Source organism: Methylosinus sp. RM1, assembly GCF_011378635.1.
GTDB lineage: Bacteria > Pseudomonadota > Alphaproteobacteria > Rhizobiales > Beijerinckiaceae > Methylosinus > Methylosinus sporium.
On the sequence record NZ_WOVC01000045.1, the window covers coordinates 1 to 19,334 of the forward strand.

Consider the following 19,334-nt stretch of genomic DNA (forward strand, 5'->3'; position numbering starts at 1 on the left):
GCTGAACCAATCGCTGGCAAAGCTTTGCGCCAAAGGCTTGCAATGCCTTGTCGCAACGAATTGCAAGCTGCTCTTCCATTCCAGCGGCAATGGGACGGAAACGGCGCTTACAGCAGTTCGCTCGCGCGCTGCGTGACGCTGCGATGGCGAGCATCAGAGCGAGATCGAGAGGCGCGGGTTTCGACCAGCCGACCATCTCCCGCTATTTCCTCGAATCGCATGTCGACGACGCTCTCTATCTGATCGGCCGAGACGGGCTCGACGCGCTCGAGAGCAATGTCCGCTTCGCGGTCGACGAAATGATACGAGAGGCATTGGAAAACGTGAGAATGCGGCGAACGGACAATTAGTCGATCGCGTTCTCGGTACGCCGGCTACGGCGTGCGCATTGCGCTTGCGCCATTAGGAGCCGACGTTTCCCGACTAGCAGCACGGTTGACGTCGATCACATTTCAAGGATTTTGTTCTGGGAGCATTGTCGTGGAAAGACGAATAACTCTCACTGACATAGACCGCCCTGGAGAGGCGCTCGAAGTCGACATCATCGCCGCCGACGAGACGTCTTTGATGCTGGCGGTGCCGAACACTTCCGTGCAATTTCGACTGTTCCGCCACAGCCGCAACGCTCCCTATCAAGGTTCGTTGGGCGGACGGAGCTTCTGCTTCGTTCCCCTTGCTGGCGAGGCCGGAAAAGGCCCGCGTGAAGCGACCAGCGAAATTCACGTCGCGCGATCCATCCGGCAACGCCAAACTTGATTGCAGTGCAATCATTGCCCATGTTGCTGACGACGCCATACTGGAGGCTGTCGTGGCAAGCATCACAATCCGCAATCTGGATGACGATTTGAAGCGCCGCTTACGCATGCGCGCGGCCGAACATGGCCGCTCCATGGAAGAAGAAGCGCGGGAAATCCTGCGTCGCGCGATCAGCGGCGTCGTCGCGCCGAAGAATCTCGGCCAAGCTATTCACGCCCGCTTCGCCGCTATCGGCGGCGTGGAGTTGGAGCTTCCCACGCGCGGCCCGATGCGCGAGCAAGCGTCCTTCTCATGAGTGACGCCGTCATCCCTTCGACACCTCCAGCCCCTCCAGCAGCGCGAGGAGGGCGTTGTCGAGGGGGGCTGGCCCTACCTTCTCCGGCAGAAGCAGCCCGTCGATTGTCAATAATGTGACGCCGTGCATCTGCGCCCAGCAAGCTGTTGCTTGGCCGCGAACGTCACGCTTGCGCAAAACTCCCATCGACTGGCCCCGTTCCAGCAACGCGATCACCACGCCGAAGGCGGCGAGCGCTCTCTCATGCAAATGCAAATCAACTGCTCGGCCGCCCTCGGTGCTGAACATCAGCCGGTAGAGCGCCGGGGTGGAGACGCCGAAACGAACATAGGCCTTGGCCATCGCGAAGAATTCTTCTCGCAAGGAGGTTGCCGGCTGCAGCTCAGCGGCCGCCAGCGCTTCGCGTAATCGGTCGAAGCCGAGCAATGCCATTTCAGCCAATAGCGAAGCCTTGTCAGGAAAATGCTTGTAGGGAGCCGCGTGACTGACGCCCGCGCGGCGCGCCACTTCCCTCAGGGTGAAGTGCCAGCCCTTCCCCTCGTGCAACATCTCCAGAGCGGTTTCGATGATCGTCCGCCTCAAGTCGCCATGGTGGTAGGGGCGTTTTGTTGCATCCGGCATCTTTCCCTCGAAGTTGACATCTAAAACATATGTTGACAGTGCCTACTTCGGCTCCTATGTCAACCATTCTGAAGTTGACAGCGTAAACATGGAGACGAGTCATGGAAGCCATTCCCGCGATCGACGCCGACGATCGACTCCGCCAAACTCTCGAGCTTCAGCGTGCCGCCTTTCTAAGGGACGGCCCACCTACGCTCCATCAGCGGCGAGCCGATCTGAAGAAGCTCAGGAGCGCCATCGTCGGACGCCGGCGCGAGATCGAAGAGGCCCTCAACGCCGATTTCGGCCATCGCTCCCGACATGAGACGGCGATCATGGAGATCATGCCGCTCATCATGGGAATCGATTATCTCCACCGGAATTTGCGCCGCTTCATGCGGCCCATGCGCCGACAGGTCGCGCTGCCCATGCGCTTCGGCAACGCCCGTGTCGAATATCAGCCGCTCGGCGTAGTTGGCGTCATGGCGCCTTGGAATTATCCTTTATCGCTCGCCCTGATGCCGCTCGCGACGGCGATTGCCGCAGGCAACCGAGCGATGATCAAACCATCGGAGTTCACGCCCGGAACGAGTGATCTGCTCGTGAGCCTGCTGGCCAAAATTTTCCCGCAGGATGTGGCCACGGTGGTGACCGGGGATGCATCCGTCGGCGCCGCCTTCTCCGCGCTGCCATTCGATCATCTGATCTTCACTGGCAGCTCGCCGGTCGGACGCGCGGTAATGAAGGCAGCCAGCGACAATCTCGTGCCGGTTACGCTGGAGCTCGGAGGCAAGTCGCCCGTGATCGTCGCGAAGGGACATTCGCTCGATCATGCGGCGGCGGGGATCGCCCATGGCAAGCTCGCCAATGGGGGGCAAACATGCATCGCGCCGGACTATGCGCTGGTGCATGAGGACGAAGTCGATGCTTTCGTCGCCGCCTACGACGAGGCCGTTGCGGTTCTTTATCCGGACGGACCGGCGAGCGGCGACTACACGTCCATCGTCAATGATCGCCATTACGCCCGTCTGACTGGATTGATCGACGATGCCCGCGCCAAGGGAGCCCGCATTCGAGAGGTCGGACAGAAGACGGAAGAGGCGGACCGTCGCTCCCGCACCTTGGCGCCGACCATCGTTCTCGACGCACGGGACGACATGCGAATCATGCAGGAGGAAATCTTTGGACCCGTCCTGCCGGTGCTGTCCTATCGCGACATCGATCAGGCGGTCGCCTTCGTCAATGCGCGGCCACGGCCGCTGGCGCTCTATTATTTCGGAAGCGACAGCGAGGACCAGCGCAAAGTTCTGAGCCGCACGACGTCCGGAAACGTCACAATCAATGGCACGCTCATGCATTATGTGCAGGACGATCTGCCCTTCGGCGGGGTCGGCGCGAGCGGCATGGGCGCCTATCATGGAATTGAAGGCTTCCGCGCCCTCAGCCACGCCAAGGGCATTTTCGAACAAGGCAAGTGGAACGCCAGCGGTCTGCTCCGCGCGCCTTTCGGGCGACTGGCGGACATGGTCGTCGAAACGATGCTTCGATAGAGGGCTTTGGAGTATCTCGAAGCAATTCAGGCGGCTGAACGCCGAAGACCATGAACGCGCCGACAATTCTCCGAAAATGAGCGCTACGCGACTACACTGGCGGGACGGCCGATTGCATCGGTTTGCCAGTGACGTGTCCTTCCATGGTTGCGCTCGCCGGCATGAGATGCCGAGCCGACTGAGGCTCTGGTCGACAATCACTCAATGCGCAGGACTGCGGCGCCCGCCTATCGTCAACTCCGCCGTCGATCGTTCACGCCGCGGGGTCGGGCGTTCCGCCCAATGCCCTGAACACGCGGACAGCGGCCCTCGCCGTGTCTGCGCGACTGCGAGCGAGCGCGCTTCTGGCGACCAACAATTGCCGATTGGCGTCGAGCGCGTCGGTGAGCGGTATTCCGCCGGCGCGGTAGGCGCTTTGCGCGAGAGTGACAGCTCGCTTCACAGCCGCAATCTCCGCCTCCAGCTCTTTCGTTTGCGCCTTGGCCTGCATGAAGGCGGTGAACGCGTTCTCGACGTCTTCGGCCGCGCCCAAGATCGATTGCCGATATCTGGCGAGCGCCTCGGCGCGCGCGCCTTCGGCCTGCGCCACCTCGGAGTCGATCTTGCCGAAATCGAACAACCGCCAACGCAAGCCCGCGACCGCTTGGGGCTGGAATGTGGCGGATCGGAAGAGATGCGAGACATTCATGCTTTCGAAGCCGAGCAGGCCGGAAATCGAAATTTTCGGATAGTAGCCGGAGATCGCTTCGCCGATCCGCGCATTGGACGATGCGAGTCGCCGTTCGGCGGCGATGACGTCCGGCCGACGGCGTAAGACGTCGATCGGCTTGTCGCCTCCGAAAATGCGAGAAACCGCTGGTATGTTCGCAGGCGCTCTCAGCTCCGCCGCATAGGTCCCGGGTTGCGCGCCCATGAGGACGTCGAGGCGATTGAGTTGCGCCTCCAGATCGACGCGCAACGGCGGAAGAGCGCTGCGCGCCTGATAGAGAAGCGCTTCGGCTTGCGCCGTTTCCCGCGCCGATGCGAGGCCGAGGGCGGAACGTCGGCGAATGAGGTCGAGCAGATGCGCGTCGGTTGCGATCTGCCCTTCCGTCGCAGCGATTCGTGCTTGATCTCCACGTATCTGAAAATAGGCGTCGGCGGCGTCGGCCGCCACCGAAATTCGCGTCCCGAGACGAGTCGCCTCGGCGGCTTCGGCCTCGGCGCTCGCCGCCTCGGCGCCGCGACGCAGGCCGCCGAAGACGTCGATTTCCCAGCTCGAGCTGATTCCGAGGTCGAATAAAGCCTGGTTCGGATCATAGCCGGGCAGGTTTCTTCCGATCGCGCCGACCGGACTTTCGAGCGACTGGCGGATTTTCACCGCCTGCGCGGTCGCATCCGTGGTCGGCAAAAGCTTGGCGCCGGCTTCCCGCGCGGCGGCGCGGGCCTGCTCGACGCGTGCGAGTGACGCAGCCAGATCGAGATTTTGGTCCAGGGCGCGCCGAATGATGCGTGTCAGCGTCGGATCGTCAAATCCTGTCCACCATCGATCCAGCGGCAGCGAGTCGTCCCGACGCGCCGGGAGGGCGCCGACGCTGTGAAAATCCGCGAGCGATATCGCCGGGGCCACATAATCGGGACCGACCGCGCACCCCGAAACGCTCGCCCCGAATAGTGTCGCCGCCAGAGCGAGCGCCTTGTGGCCTCGCGCGAGCGGAGGCTTCGGAGTGGAGGCGAATTTCATCGGCTGGGCCTCTTCTATCGGGCGAGGGGCGACACTGCGCTGTCGCGCGCGTGACCAACGCCCGCTTCGCTCCAGCTCAGCGGCTGAGAAATAGGTTACGAGTGACGATATTGTCAACTCGTAACTCGGCGCGTAAGATTGGAGAAGTTCGCGAACGGACGTCCTGTCGACCGTCGTGCGGCCGAGCACCGTGCGCGATCTCGCCGCTCAGTCGAAGGCCGGCAGGACCCGCCTTACAGGAGGCTCGAATGGACGCTGATCGCCAGCCTCTCATCCCGGCGCGAGCCGCGTTGGATTTGAGCGCACGATTTTGGCATATGGTGGCTCCATGACTGAAAAGAGCCACAAGAACCGTTCTTCCGATTCACCTCCGGGGCGCCGCGGGCCGGCGGAACATGAGCGGCGCGACCAGATCGTGAGCGCGGCGAGCGAGCATTTCCGCCGTTACGGCTACAACAAGACGACGGTGGCGGACCTCGCCAGAGCGATCGGCTTGTCGACCGCATATATCTACAAATTTTTCGACTCGAAGCAGGCGATCGGCGAAGCCGCTTGCGCCGAGTCTCTGGGCGGGATCATCGCCGCTTTGAAGAAAATCGTCGGTCAGAAGAAGTCCGCCGCAGAAAGGCTTCGCGCTATGTACCAGTGCCTCACGCGCGAAAGCGCGGCGCTTTTCTTCAATGAGCGAAAGCTCCACGAAATCGTGATCACGGCGTGCTCGGAAGCGTGGCGGCCGATCTCGGACTACGAGGACGCAATGCTGGGGCTCATTCGCGAGCTCGTCGCGGAAGGACGCGAGAAGGGCGAGTTCGAGCGCAAGACGCCCATCGAGGAAACATGTCGCGCCATCCTCCAGACGATGGAGCTATGCTGGAATCCGCGCCTTCTGGAGCGGCACTTCGATGACATCGAGGAGCGCGCGGCCGCTATGGCGAATCTGGTGTTGCGGAGCCTTGCCCCTTAGCTCGCGGTTTGTGATGAGTGACGAATTGACAATATCGTCACTTGTTTCTAATTTGGGTTTCGAGCTTGGCTTGGGACCCCGAACATGCCCGGATTGGAAAAATCGACTGTTGCTGCGGCCGCTGTTTTCGCCGCCGCGTTGAGCCTCGCAGCCTGCGGCAAGTCTGAACAAGACCCGAGAACTAAGCAGCAGCTCGTCCGAGTCGCGACCGTAGAGCGGGCCGGCGCGCCAGAGCGGGCCTTCACAGGCGTTGTCGCCGCGCGCGTGCAGAGCAATCTCGGCTTCCGAGTCGGAGGCAAGGTCATCGAGCGTCTGATCGACACGGGCCAGAAGGTGCGAGCTCGCCAGCCCGTCATGCGTATCGATTCTATCGATTATCAGCATGCGATCACCGTTCGAGCCGGCGATGTCACCGCTGCGAAGGCCCACTACACTCAGGCGGCGGCCGATGAAGCGCGCTTTCGTAAGCTCGTCGGTTCGGGCGCAGTGTCCAAATCGGCGTATGATCAGGCAAAAGCCGCAGCGGACGCGACGCGGGCGCAATTGGACGCGGCCGAAGCACAGTTGCAAGTCGCGAAAGACGAGCTCGAATATTCCGCTCTTCTGGCGGACGCCGACGGCGCCGTGGTCGAGACGCTCGCCGAGCCCGGCCAAGTCGTTTCCGCAGGCCAAATCGTCGTGAAGCTCGCGCATTCGGGGCCGCGCGAAGCGGCCGTCAATCTGCCTGAGACAATACGTCCATCGATCGGATCGACGGCGCGGGCCACTGTATACGGGAGCCAGATCGGCTCGGTCGCGCGTCTCAGGCAGCTTTCGGACGCCGCTGATCCGCAGACCCGGACCTTCGAAGCCCGCTACGTGCTGGAAGGCGCGGCGCAGCAAGCGCCGCTCGGCGCGACGGTCACAGTTTACTTGCCCACGAGCGATGCAGCTTCCGCGACCTCGGTTCCGCTCGGAGCGATGTTCGACAAGGGCGATGGGCCCGGCGTTTGGATTGTGAATGGCGACACGATTTCGTTCCGTTCGGTCGAGATCGGCCGACTCGGCGCGGATACGGCAATTCTCCGGAAGGGAGTCGTCGCCGGCGAGCATGTGGTGGCCCTCGGCGCCCATCTTCTGCACGAAGGCGAGCGCGTTCGCACCAATGGCGAGCGCGCGGAAGCAGAACAGGCTCGGAACGAGAAGGCGGCGAAATGAGCGGCTTCAATCTCTCCGCCCTGGCGGTCCGCGAACGAGCGATCACGCTCTTTCTTCTGATCGCAGTCACCCTGGCGGGCGTCTTCGCCTTCAGCCGGCTCGGCCGAGCGGAAGATCCGGCCTTCACGATCAAGTCGCTGATCGTAACCGCCGCCTGGCCGGGGGCGACCGCCGAGGAGATGCAGAATCTCGTCGCGGAGCCCCTCGAGAAGCGGCTGCAGGAACTGCGTTGGTATGATCGCGTCGAGACCTTCACGCGTCCGGGCTTGGCCTTCCTGACCCTGACGCTGCAGGACAAGACTCCGCCGTCGGTCGTTCAGGAGGAGTTCTATCAAGCGCGAAAGAAGCTGGGAGACGAGGCGCATAAGCTGCCTGCCGGCGCGCTCGGTCCATTCGTGAACGACGAATATTCCGATGTGAGTTTCGCGGTGTATGCCGTGAAAGCCCGCGGCATGCAGCCGCGCGAGCTCACGCGTGAGGCGGAAGCGTTGCGCCAACGGCTGTTGCATGTGGCCGGCGTCAAAAAGGTCGATATTCTCGGCGAGCGCCCGGAGCGAATTTTCGTCAACTTCTCGTATGAGCGGCTCTCGACGCTCGGGATCGCCCCGCGCGAAATCGTCGATGCGCTCCGGCGTCAGAACGCCGTTACCCCCGCTGGATCGATCGACGCCAACGGGCCGCAGGTCTTCATTCGCATCGACGGAGCTTTCGACAGCCTGCAAAAAATCGCCGACACGCCTCTGGTCAGCGGCGGCCGTGTGTTGAAGCTGTCCGACATCGCGGAGGTCACACGCGGCTACGAAGATCCGGCGACCTATCTGATCCGTCACAATGGCGAGCCGGCAATGGCGCTCAGCCTCGTCATGAAGGAAGGAGTGAACGGCCTCGAGCTCGGGAAAGCGCTGGATGCGGAGGAAGCCAAGATCGCGCAAGAATTGCCGGTCGGGCTCTCCTTCACGAAGGTCAGCGATCAGGCCGTCAATATCGCGGAGTCTGTCGACGAGTTCATGCTCAAATTCTTCGTCGCCCTCGGCGTGGTGCTCGTCGTGAGCCTGGTCAGTCTCGGTTGGCGCGTCGGCATCGTGGTCGCAGCCGCGGTTCCGCTCACTCTCGCGGCAGTTCTCGTCATCATGCTGGTCACGGATCGCGTGTTCGATCGCGTCACGCTCGGCGCCTTGATCATATCGCTCGGACTCCTCGTCGACGACGCGATCATCGCCATCGAGATCATGGTGGTGAAACTGGAAGAAGGCTTCGACCGCATCAAAGCGGCGGCTTATGCCTGGAGCAATACCGCCGCGCCGATGCTGTCGGGCACGCTCGTGACAATCATCGGGTTCACGCCTGTCGGCTTCGCTCGCTCTACGGCGGGGGAATATGCCGGCAATATTTTCTGGATCGTCGGTTTCGCGCTGATCACGTCTTGGATCGTCGCGGTGGTCTTCACCCCTTATTTGGGGGTGAAGCTGCTTCCCGACATCAAGCCGATCGAAGGCGGACACCATGCGATCTACGCGACGCCGAACTATCAAAAGCTTCGACGCTTCATAACGTCGGCGGTCGACCAGAAATTCAAAATCGCGGGGATCGTGCTCGGACTATTCGTCCTCGCGGGCGCAGGAATGGGCGTCGTCAAGCAACAATTCTTCCCGACCTCGGATCGACCGGAAGTTCTGGCCGAAGTCCAGATGCCGGAAGGCTCGAGCATCGAGACGACCAGCGCCGCGGCCGCTAAGCTGGAGAATTGGCTGAAGCAGCAGCCCGAAACGAAAATGGTCACGACCTATATCGGTCAGGGGGCTCCGCGTTTCTTTTTCTCCTATAGTCCCGAGCTCCCCGACCCGTCCTTCGCGAAGCTCGTCGTCTTGACGCCGGATGCGGAGGCCCGCGACCGCCTCAAAGTTCGTTTTCGAGAGCGTGTCGCCGAAGGGCTGGCGCCCGAGGCCCGCATTCGCGTGGCGCAACTGGTGTTCGGCCCCTACACGCATTTTCCAGTCTCGTTTCGCGTCATGGGGCCGGACACGACCGAGGTGCGCGCCATCGCCGATGAGGTGCTAGCGGTGATGCGAGCCAATCCGAATACGCGCCAAGTCAATCAGGACTGGGGCGAGCGGGCTCCGACAGTTCACTTTGTCCTGGATCAGGATCGTCTCCAGCTGATCGGCCTCACCTCGATCGATGTGGCGGAGCAGCTGCAGTTTCTGCTCACCGGCGTCACCGCCACTCAGGTGCGCGAGGATATTCGTATAGTCGACGTGGCGGGACGCAGCGCCGGACCGGAACGTCTCGATCCGGTCAAGCTTGGCGACCTCACCCTGACCGGCAAGAGCGGGAATTCGATTCCGCTTAGCCAGATCGGCCACGTCGAGATTCGTCCGGAAGAGCCCGTTCTGAGGCGGCGTGATCGGACGCCGACGATCACGGTTCAATGTGACATCGACGAGGCGCTGCAGCCGCCGCAGGTCTCGGCGGAAATCCAGACGGCGCTGGCGCCGATCATCGCGCGCCTTCCCGATCAATATCGGATCGAAATGGGCGGCAACGCCGAGGAATCGAACAAGGCCAATTCGGCTTTGGCTCCGATCTTCCCGATCATGATTCTCTTCACGCTGTTCGTCATCGTCCTTCAAGTTCGATCCCTGCCGGCGATGGGAATGGTGTTTTTGACAGCCCCTCTGGGATTGCTCGGCACGGTTCCGATCCTGCTGCTGTTCGGGCAGCCCTTCGGCTTCAATGCAATCCTGGGACTGATCGGCCTCTCCGGCATTCTGATGCGCAACACCTTAATTCTGATCGGTCAGATTCAGACCAATGAGGCCGAGGGCTTGGACACCTATCACGCGGTTATCGAGGCGACTGTCCAACGCGCGCGCCCTGTGATCTTGACGGCGCTTGCCGCCGTCCTCGCTTTCATTCCGCTGACCCATTCGGTGTTCTGGGGCTCCATGGCCTACACGCTGATCGGAGGGACGGCTGTCGGCACTGTCCTGATCCTGCTCTTCCTCCCGGCGCTCTACGCGATCTGGTTCAAAGTGACGCCTGCAGGCGCAAGTCCAATGACTGAACATGACGGCCTCGGCCTCTCGTCCAGCCGCCATACATCTCGTGACGTGAGTTTGGAGGTCGGTTCGAAACCGTAGCACCAAAGCGGCGTCAGCGTAATGAGCCGCTCGATGGAAGGAACCCGCTCAGCCAACCGATCGACAAGGAGGCATGACAATGGAAATCGCTGGAAAGCTTGCGCTTGTGACTGGCGCATCAAGTGGAATCGGCGCCGCCACCGCGCGCGCTCTTGCCGGTAAAGGAGCGCGCGTCATCCTGGTCGCGCGTTCAGGCGACAAATTGGCGCAACTGGCGCAAGAGATCGAAACGGCGGGAGGCAGCGCGGTCGCCGTCGAGTGTGATCTCTCGAGCTCCGATGAAATATCTCGCATGGGCGCGCAAGTGCTCGAAAAAGTCGGAACGCCCGATATCATCATCAATAACGCCGGCTCCGGCCGCTGGCTCCCGACTGTTGAAACGACTCCACAGGAAGCTCGACAGATGATCGAGCTCCCTTATCTCGCCGCGTTCGACGTAACGAGATTCTTCCTTCCTGGACTGCTGGCGGCGCGTAGCGGCCATATCGTCAATGTGACCTCTCCGGCGTCTTATATGGTGTGGCCGAATGCAGCCGCTTACATTGCCGCCCGCCAAGCATTGAAGGGCTTTTCGGATGCCCTGCGCACGGAAGTCGAAGCGAAAGGCGTTTTCGTCAGCCTCGTCGTGCTCGGAGTCGTGGAGAGCAGCTATTGGGAGCATAACCCCGGAAGCAGAGAACATGCTTCCAAGGCCATTCCGCCGTTGACGACGGACCAGGCCGCCGATGCGATCATCAAGGCGATCGAGAGACGGAAGCGACGTTTGGTTTCACCGGCGATCTTCCGAGCGATCTTTCTATTGCGGGCGCTGTTTTCGTGAAGCGCCGCCGGGAATGCCTGCGTCAGCGTAACGATCGATAGGCCGCGAACACTGCCGATCGTCTGGGCCACGGGCCGGATCCGTGAAGTTGCAGGGAATCAGGTCCGTCAACACGGAGACACACTATGAAAACGCGTGAGATCGTCATCTGTAGCCCGGTCCGGACGGCAATCGGAGCCTTCGGGGGTGCACTCAAGGAAGTCTCGGCGACAACACTCGGCTCGACGGTCGTCGCGGAGACGCTGCGTCGGTCGGGTCTCGACCCGACCCGAGTCGACGGCGTCGTGATGGGCAATGTCATCCAGGCCGGCAACCGCATGAACCCGGCTCGGCAGGCCGCGATCGGCGGCGGGCTGCCGGTGAGCGTTCCCGCAATGACCGTAAACCGTGTCTGTGGGTCTGGCGCCCAAGCCATCGCTACGGCCGCCACGGAAATCGTCGCAGGTGAGATCGACGTTGCGATCGCGGGCGGACTGGAGAGCATGGACCGCGCGCCGTACCTTCTCGGCAACGGCCGTTGGGGCTACCGGATGGGGGCCGCCGAGATCTTCGACAGCGCCGTGACCGACGGCCTCGAGGATGCATTCTCCGGCAAACATTCTGGCTGGCACACCGAAGACCTCGTCGCCCGCGCGGGACTGACGCGCGAACAGCAGGACGCGTTCGCCGTCCGCTCTCAGCAGGCGTTCTCCCACGCGCGCGAAGCCGGTCTCTTTACGGACGAGATCGTGCCGATCGAGGCGCCCGGTCGGAAGGGAAGCGTGCGGTGCGCTGTCGACGAAGCCCCACGTCCAGACACCACGATCGAGACACTCGCAAAGCTTCGGCCAGCGTTCAGAGACGGTGGGACCATCACGGCCGGCAATGCGCCGGGTCTGAACAGCGGCGCCGCGGCCATGGTCGTCGCCGAACGCGGATTCGCCGAGGCGAACAGGATAGCGCCCATGGGCCGGCTCGTGGCCTCGGCTGTGGCTGCGGTCGAGCCAGGCCTATTCGGCATCGGTCCTGTGCCCGCCGTCCGAAAGGCGCTGGACCGTGCGGGTTGGAAGCTGGGTGACGTGGAGCGTTTCGAGATCAACGAAGCATTCGCCGCCGTGCCTCTCGCTGTGGCCGCCGAACTTGCGATACCTCTGGACCTCGTGAACGTGGAGGGAGGCGCGATCGCGCACGGCCATCCAATCGGGGCGACCGGCGCAATCCTCGTTACGCGCCTTCTCTATTCGATGCGGCGGGACGGACTCAGGCGTGGTGTCGTCACGCTCTGCATTGGCGGCGGGCAAGGCATCGCCCTTGCCCTAGAAGCGCAATGACGGTGTCGACGGTGACTGAAGGGGTGGTTGGCGCCTTCGCGTTCTCCCTCCCAAGGGAGAACGCTGGTGGTCTGCCCATGCGTGATGCGTCGTTGATGCTCGACATCTCGGCGCCGCCGGCGTTTCGGCCGCGCACGCGCACTGGCTTGGACTGCGACTTCAGAGGCGCATCGAGACGCGCTCCCGCGCCGCTCGCCTGCGTCATCCCGCAGCGTCGAATGACCCCAGCCTTGGCAAGCCTGGATGGCTCCGGGGCCGAAACTGGTGACAATGTGGCGACTTGAACGCCCGCGTCGAGTTATTGCCCGTCCACACAGAAGAAATAGCGCCGCGAACATCAGCCCGCCTTTGCGATCGCTCATCCGCCCTTCGGTCAGCATCATGACGAGCGGCTTGCCCGCGCCATCGCAGACGACAGGGAGCTTGGAGTTCAGCCCGCCCTTCGTGCGGCCAATACAGAGGAGAGCGCCACGAATCCGAAGGCGACGTCGGGATCGGAGACCGCCCTGTCAATGAATGGATCGCATGGGCACAGACGAAAGCCGATGCACTCCATCCCTTTCACGACGGCCTCGCCGGCGTCTTCGACTCGATCAGCCACTGACGCCATTTTCGGCAAACCCTCGCCGCTGGCTCTTACCGACAACCGCACATCGGCCGATCCAGAAGCTCGGCAGGCATCCCCCTTGCTGGCGCCTTGCTACGATTTTTTCTACTTCTAACAAGTAGCTGTTTTGACACCACAAAATAGGCTTGTAATTCGCGACTGAAAATCGCAGTGTCGGTGGTTCGATTCCGCCCCTGGGCACCATCCCCCTAATCTCCCGGCATCTCAGGACGTCTCAACCGGCGTCATATTGCATTGATATGATTGTTGTTTTTTAGATTTTGACGCCTTCCGCCGTCTCAATCGGCATCTTCGGATATCACCCGATCTCATGAATTTGTTGGCCTTGATGTTGGCCTCGCCCTGGTATCTGCTGGCCCGAGGCCAACAGCCGGGAGGCGTCAATGCCCCTGACAGATACAGCGTGCCGCGCCGCCAAGGGCCGGGAGTCGGAATACAAGCTCTCCGATGGCGGCGGGCTCTACCTCCTTGTGAAGCCAAGCGGCGCGCGGCTCTGGAACCAGGCATACAGGTTCAGCGGTAAGCAGAAGAAGCTCTCCCACGGCGCCTATCCCTCCGTTCCCCTCGTCGAGGCGCGGCGGCTGCGCGACGAAGCCAAGAAGCTGTTGGCCTCGGGAGTCGATCCTGGGGCCAACAAGAAGGCTGCGAAGCTGACGGCTGTGATCTCGGCGACGAACACCTTCGGGGGCGTTGCCGAGGAATATCTGCAACGGATCGAGGATGAAGGCGCCGCCGCGTCCACCATCACGAAGAACCGATGGCTGCTTGTCGATCTCGCCGGCCCAGACCTCGGCGCCCGACCAATCGCGGATATCACCCCGGCGGAAATCCTTGCGTTGCTGCAACGGATCGAACGCAGTGGGCGCCGGGAGACGGCGCGGCGGCTGCGAAGCGTGATCGGCACCGTCTTCCGGCTCGCTGTCTCCACGCTGCGGGCCGAGGACGATCCGACTCTCCTGCTGCGCGGCGCCCTGATGGCGCCGAAGGTGCAGCATCGGGCCGCAATCACCGACGAGAAGCATCTCGGCGCGCTTCTGGTGGCCATAGACGCCTATGACGGCTGGCCAACGCTCCGGTGCGCTCTTCAGTTCACCGCGCTGACGTTTGCCCGCCCCGGCGAGGTCCGCGGCGCCACATGGGCGGAAATCGACGCGGAGGAGGCAATCTGGCGCATCGACGGAGCCCGCACCAAGGTTCGTCGGCCGCATGACGTGCCCCTCTCCCGACAGGCGCTCGATGTGCTGCGCGAGGTGAAAGAGGTCGCCCGGAGCACGCTCGTGTTCCCTTCTATTCGCTCCAATGCCCGCCCCCCGTCGGAGAACGCCATGAACGCCGCGCTGCGGCGCATGGGCTTTACACAGGATGAGATGACCGCGCACGGCTTTCGGGCCGCTGCAAGCTCGATATTGAACGAACGGGGCTTCCGACCCGACGTGATTGAGGCCGCGCTCGGGCATCAGGATCAGAACGAAATCCGGCGCGCCTACAACCGGGCGAGTTATTGGCAAGAGCGGATCGAGCTGATGCAGGCATGGTCAGACTGCATTGATAAATTGAAACGAAGCCCCTGACGAAAGACTTCGCTCTTGCACTGAATCCAGGGGCGCGGTCGCGTCACCGACCGTCATCGACCTCCGCCACCGGCCGCCACGCAAGGGGGTTGGCGACCCAGCGGTCGATTTCGGATTCATGCCAGCCCGCGCCGTTGGCGCTGATTTTGATCTGTGCCGGGAAGGTGCCCTCGGCGATCTTTCGGTAAATAGTGGACCGCGAGAGGCCTGTCCGAGCGAGGACGGTTCTCAGGCGGATGATACGGTCTGGTTGGCGCACGGCTGCCTTGCCTTCTGCTGGCTTTGTTTGACTGCTCCCGAGCCAGACAGGACAAGGATTCATCGCTGTGCAAGAGGGTTTTGCGCGCCGTCGCAGCGGGGCGCGCCGGCGGCGGAAAATAGGCGGGGTCAAAACCCGATGTTCCGGCCTCTGCCAAGGTCGATGCCGTGGCTGAAGGCGAGTTCCAATCCGAGTCGGCGGCCCGATTCGACCCCGATTCCGAGGTCTCGCTTGCGGCCGGCGAGGATCGACTCGAGCTGCGGATCGCGTTCGAGGCTCATCGCCATGTCGCCCATCGCCGATCGCGTGGCCTTGTAGCCGGACATGTCCGCCGCCTGATACTGGCGCTGGCTGGTCTGGCCGAGCTCCCGCCAGCGTTCCACGAAGCGATCGGCGCGGCGCTGCGGATCGGTGCGCAGTTCGGTTTCGAGTTGTAGGGCGCGGATGGCGCGGGCGGTGCGCCCCGTGGCCGCTTCCGAGGCGAGTTCCGGGTTCTTCTTGTAGGCGGCTTCGGCATCGTGCGAGCCATAGGGCCGCACCTCCTCGAAGATCTTGCGGGCCTCCTGCAATTCCTTCACCTGCTCCGGGTTGGCCTTGCCGCCTCTCTCCTGCATCTCGAAGATCGCATCCACGGCGCGTGCATGGCGGATGAGCGCCTTGGTGCGGGCGCGGCGCAGCGCCGCTTCCGGGTCTTCCGCCACTTTCCTTTCCGGCCCCTGTCCGCCGGCGGCGGGCAGGCGCAGGCCATCGAACATGCCGCGCACCTTCTCGGGCACGACCTTGCGCACGATCTCGGCCACGCGGGCGCGGAAAGTGATCCCGCGCCGTTCGGCATAGTCGCGCGCCGGCTCGAGCCGCTCGTAATCAGACGCCATATCCTTCGCCCGGTCGCGCGACAGGGTGCGGGCAAGCCGGTCTTGGCTGGCGAAGTCGTCATGGCCATAATGCAGCTCCATGCGGTCGCGGTGGCGCGACAGCGCGACATAGGCGCCGTGGGCGTCCACACCCGGCGTGGCCAGGACATGGGTGCGGTCCACGGTCATGCCCTGCGCCTTGTGGATGGTTGCGGCATAGCCGTGGTCGATGCGGTCGTAATCCTTCAGGTCAAAACGAACGGAACGACCGTCGTCGGTGCGCACGCTCATGCTCTGCGTGCTGACCTCTTCGATGGCGCCGAGCGTGCCGTTCTTGACGCCGAGGCCGCGTTCGTTCTGAAGGAACATGACGCGATCTCCGCGAGCGAAGCTTCGCTCACCGCGTTCGACCACCAGGCGCACCTCGTCGCCGAGATTTCCGGCGTCCCGCATCCTGCCGCGCGCGGCCTCGTTCAAAGCGCGCACTTCGGCATTGGTGTGGGTGAGGATGATGCGGCTGCGGCCCGGCGACGCCTGCCGGTCGCGATCCCAGCGGTCGATCAGATCGTCGCGCGCCTGTTCCCGTGTCGCAGCCGCATGGACCATGCCATGCTTGTTATAGGCGTGGAGCGCATCGCCGGTTCGGCCGGTCGCCAGATCGCGCGTTGCGTCGCGCTGCCAGTCCTCCCGCTGGCGGCGCACCTCGCCGATCTCCGCCCCACCGTGACGTTGGTGGATAGACCGGAACGCCGCGCCAGCTTCGATGGATTGCAATTGTTGCGGATCGCCGACCAGCACCACCTTGGCGCCGGCCTCGGCGGCATGGGACAGCACGCGCTCCAACTGGCGCGTGCCGACCATGCCCGCCTCGTCGATCACCAGAACATCGCGCGCGGTGAGCACATCGCGGCCCTGTCCCCAACCGTGTTCCAGGCTGGCGATGGTGCGCGACCAGATGCCCGAACCGCTTTCGAGATTCTCGGCGGCGATGCCGGACAGCGCCACGCCTCGAACCTCATAGCCCGCCGCTTCCCAAGCTTCGCGCGCCACACCCAACATCGCGCTCTTCCCCGTTCCGGCATAACCAACGACGACGCCGAGATCGCGCCCGTCGGTGACGTGCGCCAGCGCGTCGGCCTGCTCTCCCGAAAGGGTGAGACCGCGCGCTTCCGCGCGCGCCAGCGCCGCTTCACGGTCCCTTTCACCGACCTCGTGGCGTTCCTTCGCAGCCATGAGGTCGGCGGCGCGGTGCAGGCGCTGCTCGGTCTCGATCATCTGGCGTGTGGTGAAACGACCCTCGCCCCGTCCATCCCTGCCCAATTGGACGAGATCGGGCGCCTCCCGCATCGCGCCCATCACCGCATTGAACTGGTCGCTCCCGTCGCTGTGCCGATGGGCGAACATCGCCATGTCGCGCCGTGTGAAGGTCGATTGCTGATGCGTGATGGCGTCGAGCGCCAGGGCGGGATCGGCGATGATGCGCTCGCCATTGCCGTGTGCGATCTCGCGATGCATTTCCACGCGGTCGGCAACCTCGAGGCCTTCGCCTGCGATGCGATGTGCGGGCGCGCCGATCTGGCTTTGGGGCTCCAGCACGATGCCCTGCGCTTCCAGGCTGCGATGGTCGATGCGCGCGTCGACGTCGAGTTCGGCAAGTCGCTCGTTGGCAAGCTCTGCCCAACGCTCCCGCCAGCGTTCGAGCATCTCGGTGCGGTTCCACTCCCGCACCTTCGGACCGAAGCCATTCTCGTCCACCGAGCGCATGGTCAGCATGACATGCGCGTGGGGCTTCGGCATTCCGTCCTCGGCCATATCCCAATGCACATTGAGGTCGGCGATCATGCCCCGGTCTACGAATTCGGACCGCACGAAGTCGCGGGCGAGTTCGATGCCCTGGCGCTCCGTCATCTCACGAGGAAGGGCGAATTCGACTTCGCGGGCGAGCTGCGCATCCTTCCTGATTTCGAGCGCCTCGACATCGTTCCAAAGTTGTTCGCGGTCCTTCCACGGCTCCGGCGCATTCTCCGGCAGCAGCACCTCGGAATGGACGACGCCGCGCTTGGCCGAGAAATCATGACTGCGTCCACGTCGGTCGTCGCGCAGCCGCGAGGCCGAGCGGTACGCGGCGGACGCCACTGCGCTGGAGCCGGCCTTGCGGCCGACGACCTTGACGTGAAGATGATAGATCGCCATCGCGATCCGAACATCATCACAGCGAAGCGCACGTCGGAACGACGTATAAGCGCGCCCTCCCTCGAAAAATTCTCGGGAGGGACCACGCCGTCCCCAACTGTCCCGGCAACCTTACAGCATTTTGGCAGGCGCTCGACTATCATCGCTCCATCAACAGTTCGTGGAGGACATGATGCGCAAACCACGGGACTTCGACGCAGAATTGAAGTCGCTCGAACACAAGGCGCGAGACCTCAGAAACCGCAAGGTTCAACAGCTCGGCGAGCTGGTCATTTCGACTGGGGCCGACGCGCTCAGCGCCGACGAATTGGCGGGCGCGCTGATCGTGCTGGCCGAAACCAAGGATGCCGGAAAGAGGGAGGCATGGGCGAAACGCGGAGCCGCGTACTTTCGGGGCCGGTCGCGACGAACTGCATCGGCGCCTGGCCGCGACACTGGCGGCGCTTCGGCGCAACAGAGTGGCGCGCAACCGTCATCAGACGGCACAGGCGCGGCATGACATGCGCGCCTGGCAGGTCGAGCGCCGCAAGCGCACGCGACATCTGATCGAACTCGGCGGCCTCGTCGTCAAGGCCGGCATCGTGGAGCTGACCGGCGATGACCGTGTCGCCATTTACGGCGCGCTCATCTGGATGGCCAATAAGCTCCAGAGCGAGGACGGCGAACATGCACGAGCGCTGTGGATCGCGAAGGGGAAGCAGGCGTTCGAAATTGAACGGAAGGAACGGAAGAAAGAGACCACCTCCGAGGAAACGCCGCACGACGAGGCGTGACCGATGGCGGGCTGCGCGGAGACATCAATGTCGCAGCGCGGCACGCCATCGCTTTACCTATGCGCACGCTTTCGAAGCCCTGCTCGCCGAGACCGGAGAGAAGGCGGCATGCAAAGCCATGGTCGGCCTGCTCGCCATCGCGCATGACGCCGCAAGCTCGTCTGGAGCGCACTAGCCGCCACCGCCGACAAGGAAGGCTGGCCGACCACGCGCTTCGTCGCCGCGCTCGCCGAACAGGAACTCGCCGATAGAGGTCAGCGCTGCTTCGCCCGACATCTCGCCGAGGCGCGCCTGTTGTCCGGAAAGGCGCTCGACTTCTTCGACTTCGACACGGTGCCGATGATCTTGAAAGCGCAAGTCCAGCCGCTCGCCATCGGCGACACCTGGCTTGAGAAGGGAGCAAATCTGCGGTTTCTTGGTTCGTCCAGGGTCGGAAAGTCGCACCTGGCGGCGCGCTCATCGAAAACGGCTGGTGCGTCTCTTCGCCAGAACGACGGACCTCGTCCAGAAACTGCAAGTCGCGCGGCGCGATCTCGCCCTCGAAGCGCGATCGACAAGCTCGACAAATATCATCTACCTTCGCGGCTTCGCTAGCATTACAGTTGCTTTTTCAGATGGGCTCGCCTTGCTTCGGCTTGGTGCGCTCGTCGCCATAACGACCATGTGATGACGAACTCGGGGCGAATGCGTTTTCGTGCGAG

15 protein-coding genes and 2 pseudogenes are annotated in these 19,334 nt (G+C 63.2%); 11 read left to right on the plus strand and 6 right to left on the minus strand.

The annotated features are described in order from the left end of the window. Positions 1 to 196 (minus strand): hypothetical protein (locus FMZ75_RS21410; protein WP_207783526.1); only part of this gene is annotated, 196 nt, incomplete at its 3' end. A gap of 612 nt (positions 197 to 808) precedes the next feature. Between FMZ75_RS21410 and FMZ75_RS18840 the strand changes: the two genes are divergently transcribed. Beyond that, positions 809 to 1,051, plus strand: a complete 243-nt coding sequence (locus FMZ75_RS18840; protein ID WP_166145307.1) for a plasmid stabilization protein — start codon at positions 809 to 811, stop codon at positions 1,049 to 1,051. Between the two features lie 9 nt (positions 1,052 to 1,060). Here FMZ75_RS18840 and FMZ75_RS18845 read toward each other — a convergent pair whose 3' ends face one another. Further along, positions 1,061 to 1,672, minus strand: a complete 612-nt coding sequence (locus FMZ75_RS18845; protein WP_166145269.1) for a TetR/AcrR family transcriptional regulator — start codon at positions 1,670 to 1,672, stop codon at positions 1,061 to 1,063. 101 nt (positions 1,673 to 1,773) lie between these two features. On the opposite strand from FMZ75_RS18845, the gene FMZ75_RS18850 reads away from it, so the two are divergent. Further along, the gene (locus tag FMZ75_RS18850; protein WP_166145272.1) at positions 1,774 to 3,201 is read left to right on the plus strand and encodes a coniferyl aldehyde dehydrogenase; all 1,428 of its coding nucleotides are present in this window, start codon (positions 1,774 to 1,776) and stop codon (positions 3,199 to 3,201) included. A 253-nt stretch (positions 3,202 to 3,454) separates the two neighbouring features. Here FMZ75_RS18850 and FMZ75_RS18855 read toward each other — a convergent pair whose 3' ends face one another. Next, on the minus strand, positions 3,455 to 4,924 hold the full coding sequence (locus FMZ75_RS18855; protein ID WP_166145275.1) for an efflux transporter outer membrane subunit: 1,470 nt from the start codon (positions 4,922 to 4,924) through the stop codon (positions 3,455 to 3,457). Positions 4,925 to 5,252: 328 nt separating this feature from the next. Here FMZ75_RS18855 and FMZ75_RS18860 point away from each other — a divergent pair, with 328 nt between their 5' ends. The 5 genes from FMZ75_RS18860 to FMZ75_RS18880 all read left to right on the plus strand — a co-directional run bounded on the left by FMZ75_RS18860 (position 5,253) and on the right by FMZ75_RS18880 (position 12,355). Beyond that, positions 5,253 to 5,888: a TetR/AcrR family transcriptional regulator gene (locus FMZ75_RS18860; RefSeq protein WP_166145278.1), complete on the plus strand. Its 636-nt coding sequence runs from the start codon at positions 5,253 to 5,255 to the stop codon at positions 5,886 to 5,888. 84 nt (positions 5,889 to 5,972) lie between these two features. Further along, a complete protein-coding gene (locus tag FMZ75_RS18865) occupies positions 5,973 to 7,085 on the plus strand; it encodes an efflux RND transporter periplasmic adaptor subunit (RefSeq protein ID WP_166145281.1) in 1,113 nt (370 codons plus the stop codon). Then, complete coding sequence (locus FMZ75_RS18870; protein ID WP_166145285.1) at positions 7,082 to 10,225, plus strand: efflux RND transporter permease subunit; 3,144 nt, start codon at positions 7,082 to 7,084, stop codon at positions 10,223 to 10,225. Before FMZ75_RS18865 ends, FMZ75_RS18870 begins: the two co-directional genes overlap by 4 nt. 79 nt (positions 10,226 to 10,304) lie before the next feature. Then, a complete protein-coding gene (locus tag FMZ75_RS18875; protein ID WP_166145288.1) occupies positions 10,305 to 11,045 on the plus strand; it encodes an SDR family oxidoreductase in 741 nt (246 codons plus the stop codon). Between the two features lie 125 nt (positions 11,046 to 11,170). Next, on the plus strand, positions 11,171 to 12,355 hold the full coding sequence (locus tag FMZ75_RS18880; protein WP_166145291.1) for a thiolase family protein: 1,185 nt from the start codon (positions 11,171 to 11,173) through the stop codon (positions 12,353 to 12,355). A gap of 335 nt (positions 12,356 to 12,690) precedes the next feature. On the opposite strand, the pseudogene FMZ75_RS21765 reads toward FMZ75_RS18880, so the two are convergent. Further along, positions 12,691 to 12,810, minus strand: a pseudogene (locus tag FMZ75_RS21765) (IS5/IS1182 family transposase); the annotation flags it as partial. Between the two features lie 556 nt (positions 12,811 to 13,366). Here FMZ75_RS21765 and FMZ75_RS18885 point away from each other — a divergent pair. Continuing rightward, a complete protein-coding gene (locus tag FMZ75_RS18885; RefSeq protein ID WP_166145294.1) occupies positions 13,367 to 14,554 on the plus strand; it encodes an integrase arm-type DNA-binding domain-containing protein in 1,188 nt (395 codons plus the stop codon). A gap of 43 nt (positions 14,555 to 14,597) precedes the next feature. Here FMZ75_RS18885 and FMZ75_RS18890 read toward each other — a convergent pair whose 3' ends face one another. Together FMZ75_RS18890 and traA are read right to left on the minus strand one after the other, a co-directional pair. After that, positions 14,598 to 14,813, minus strand: a complete 216-nt coding sequence (locus FMZ75_RS18890) for an AlpA family transcriptional regulator (protein ID WP_142862123.1) — start codon at positions 14,811 to 14,813, stop codon at positions 14,598 to 14,600. A 128-nt stretch (positions 14,814 to 14,941) separates the two neighbouring features. Continuing rightward, a complete protein-coding gene (traA, locus tag FMZ75_RS18895; RefSeq protein ID WP_166145297.1) occupies positions 14,942 to 17,860 on the minus strand; it encodes a Ti-type conjugative transfer relaxase TraA in 2,919 nt (972 codons plus the stop codon). 172 nt (positions 17,861 to 18,032) lie between these two features. On the opposite strand from traA, the gene FMZ75_RS18900 reads away from it, so the two are divergent. From FMZ75_RS18900 to FMZ75_RS18910, 3 genes and pseudogenes are all read left to right on the plus strand, one after another. Further along, positions 18,033 to 18,359: a conjugal transfer protein TraD gene (locus FMZ75_RS18900; RefSeq protein ID WP_207783530.1), complete on the plus strand. Its 327-nt coding sequence runs from the start codon at positions 18,033 to 18,035 to the stop codon at positions 18,357 to 18,359. Position 18,360: 1 nt separating this feature from the next. Further along, positions 18,361 to 18,633, plus strand: a complete 273-nt coding sequence (locus tag FMZ75_RS18905; RefSeq protein ID WP_166145303.1) for a conjugal transfer protein TraD — start codon at positions 18,361 to 18,363, stop codon at positions 18,631 to 18,633. Between the two features lie 153 nt (positions 18,634 to 18,786). Next, positions 18,787 to 19,209, plus strand: a pseudogene (locus FMZ75_RS18910) (ATP-binding protein); the annotation flags it as partial. Positions 19,210 to 19,334: the final 125 nt, after the last annotated feature.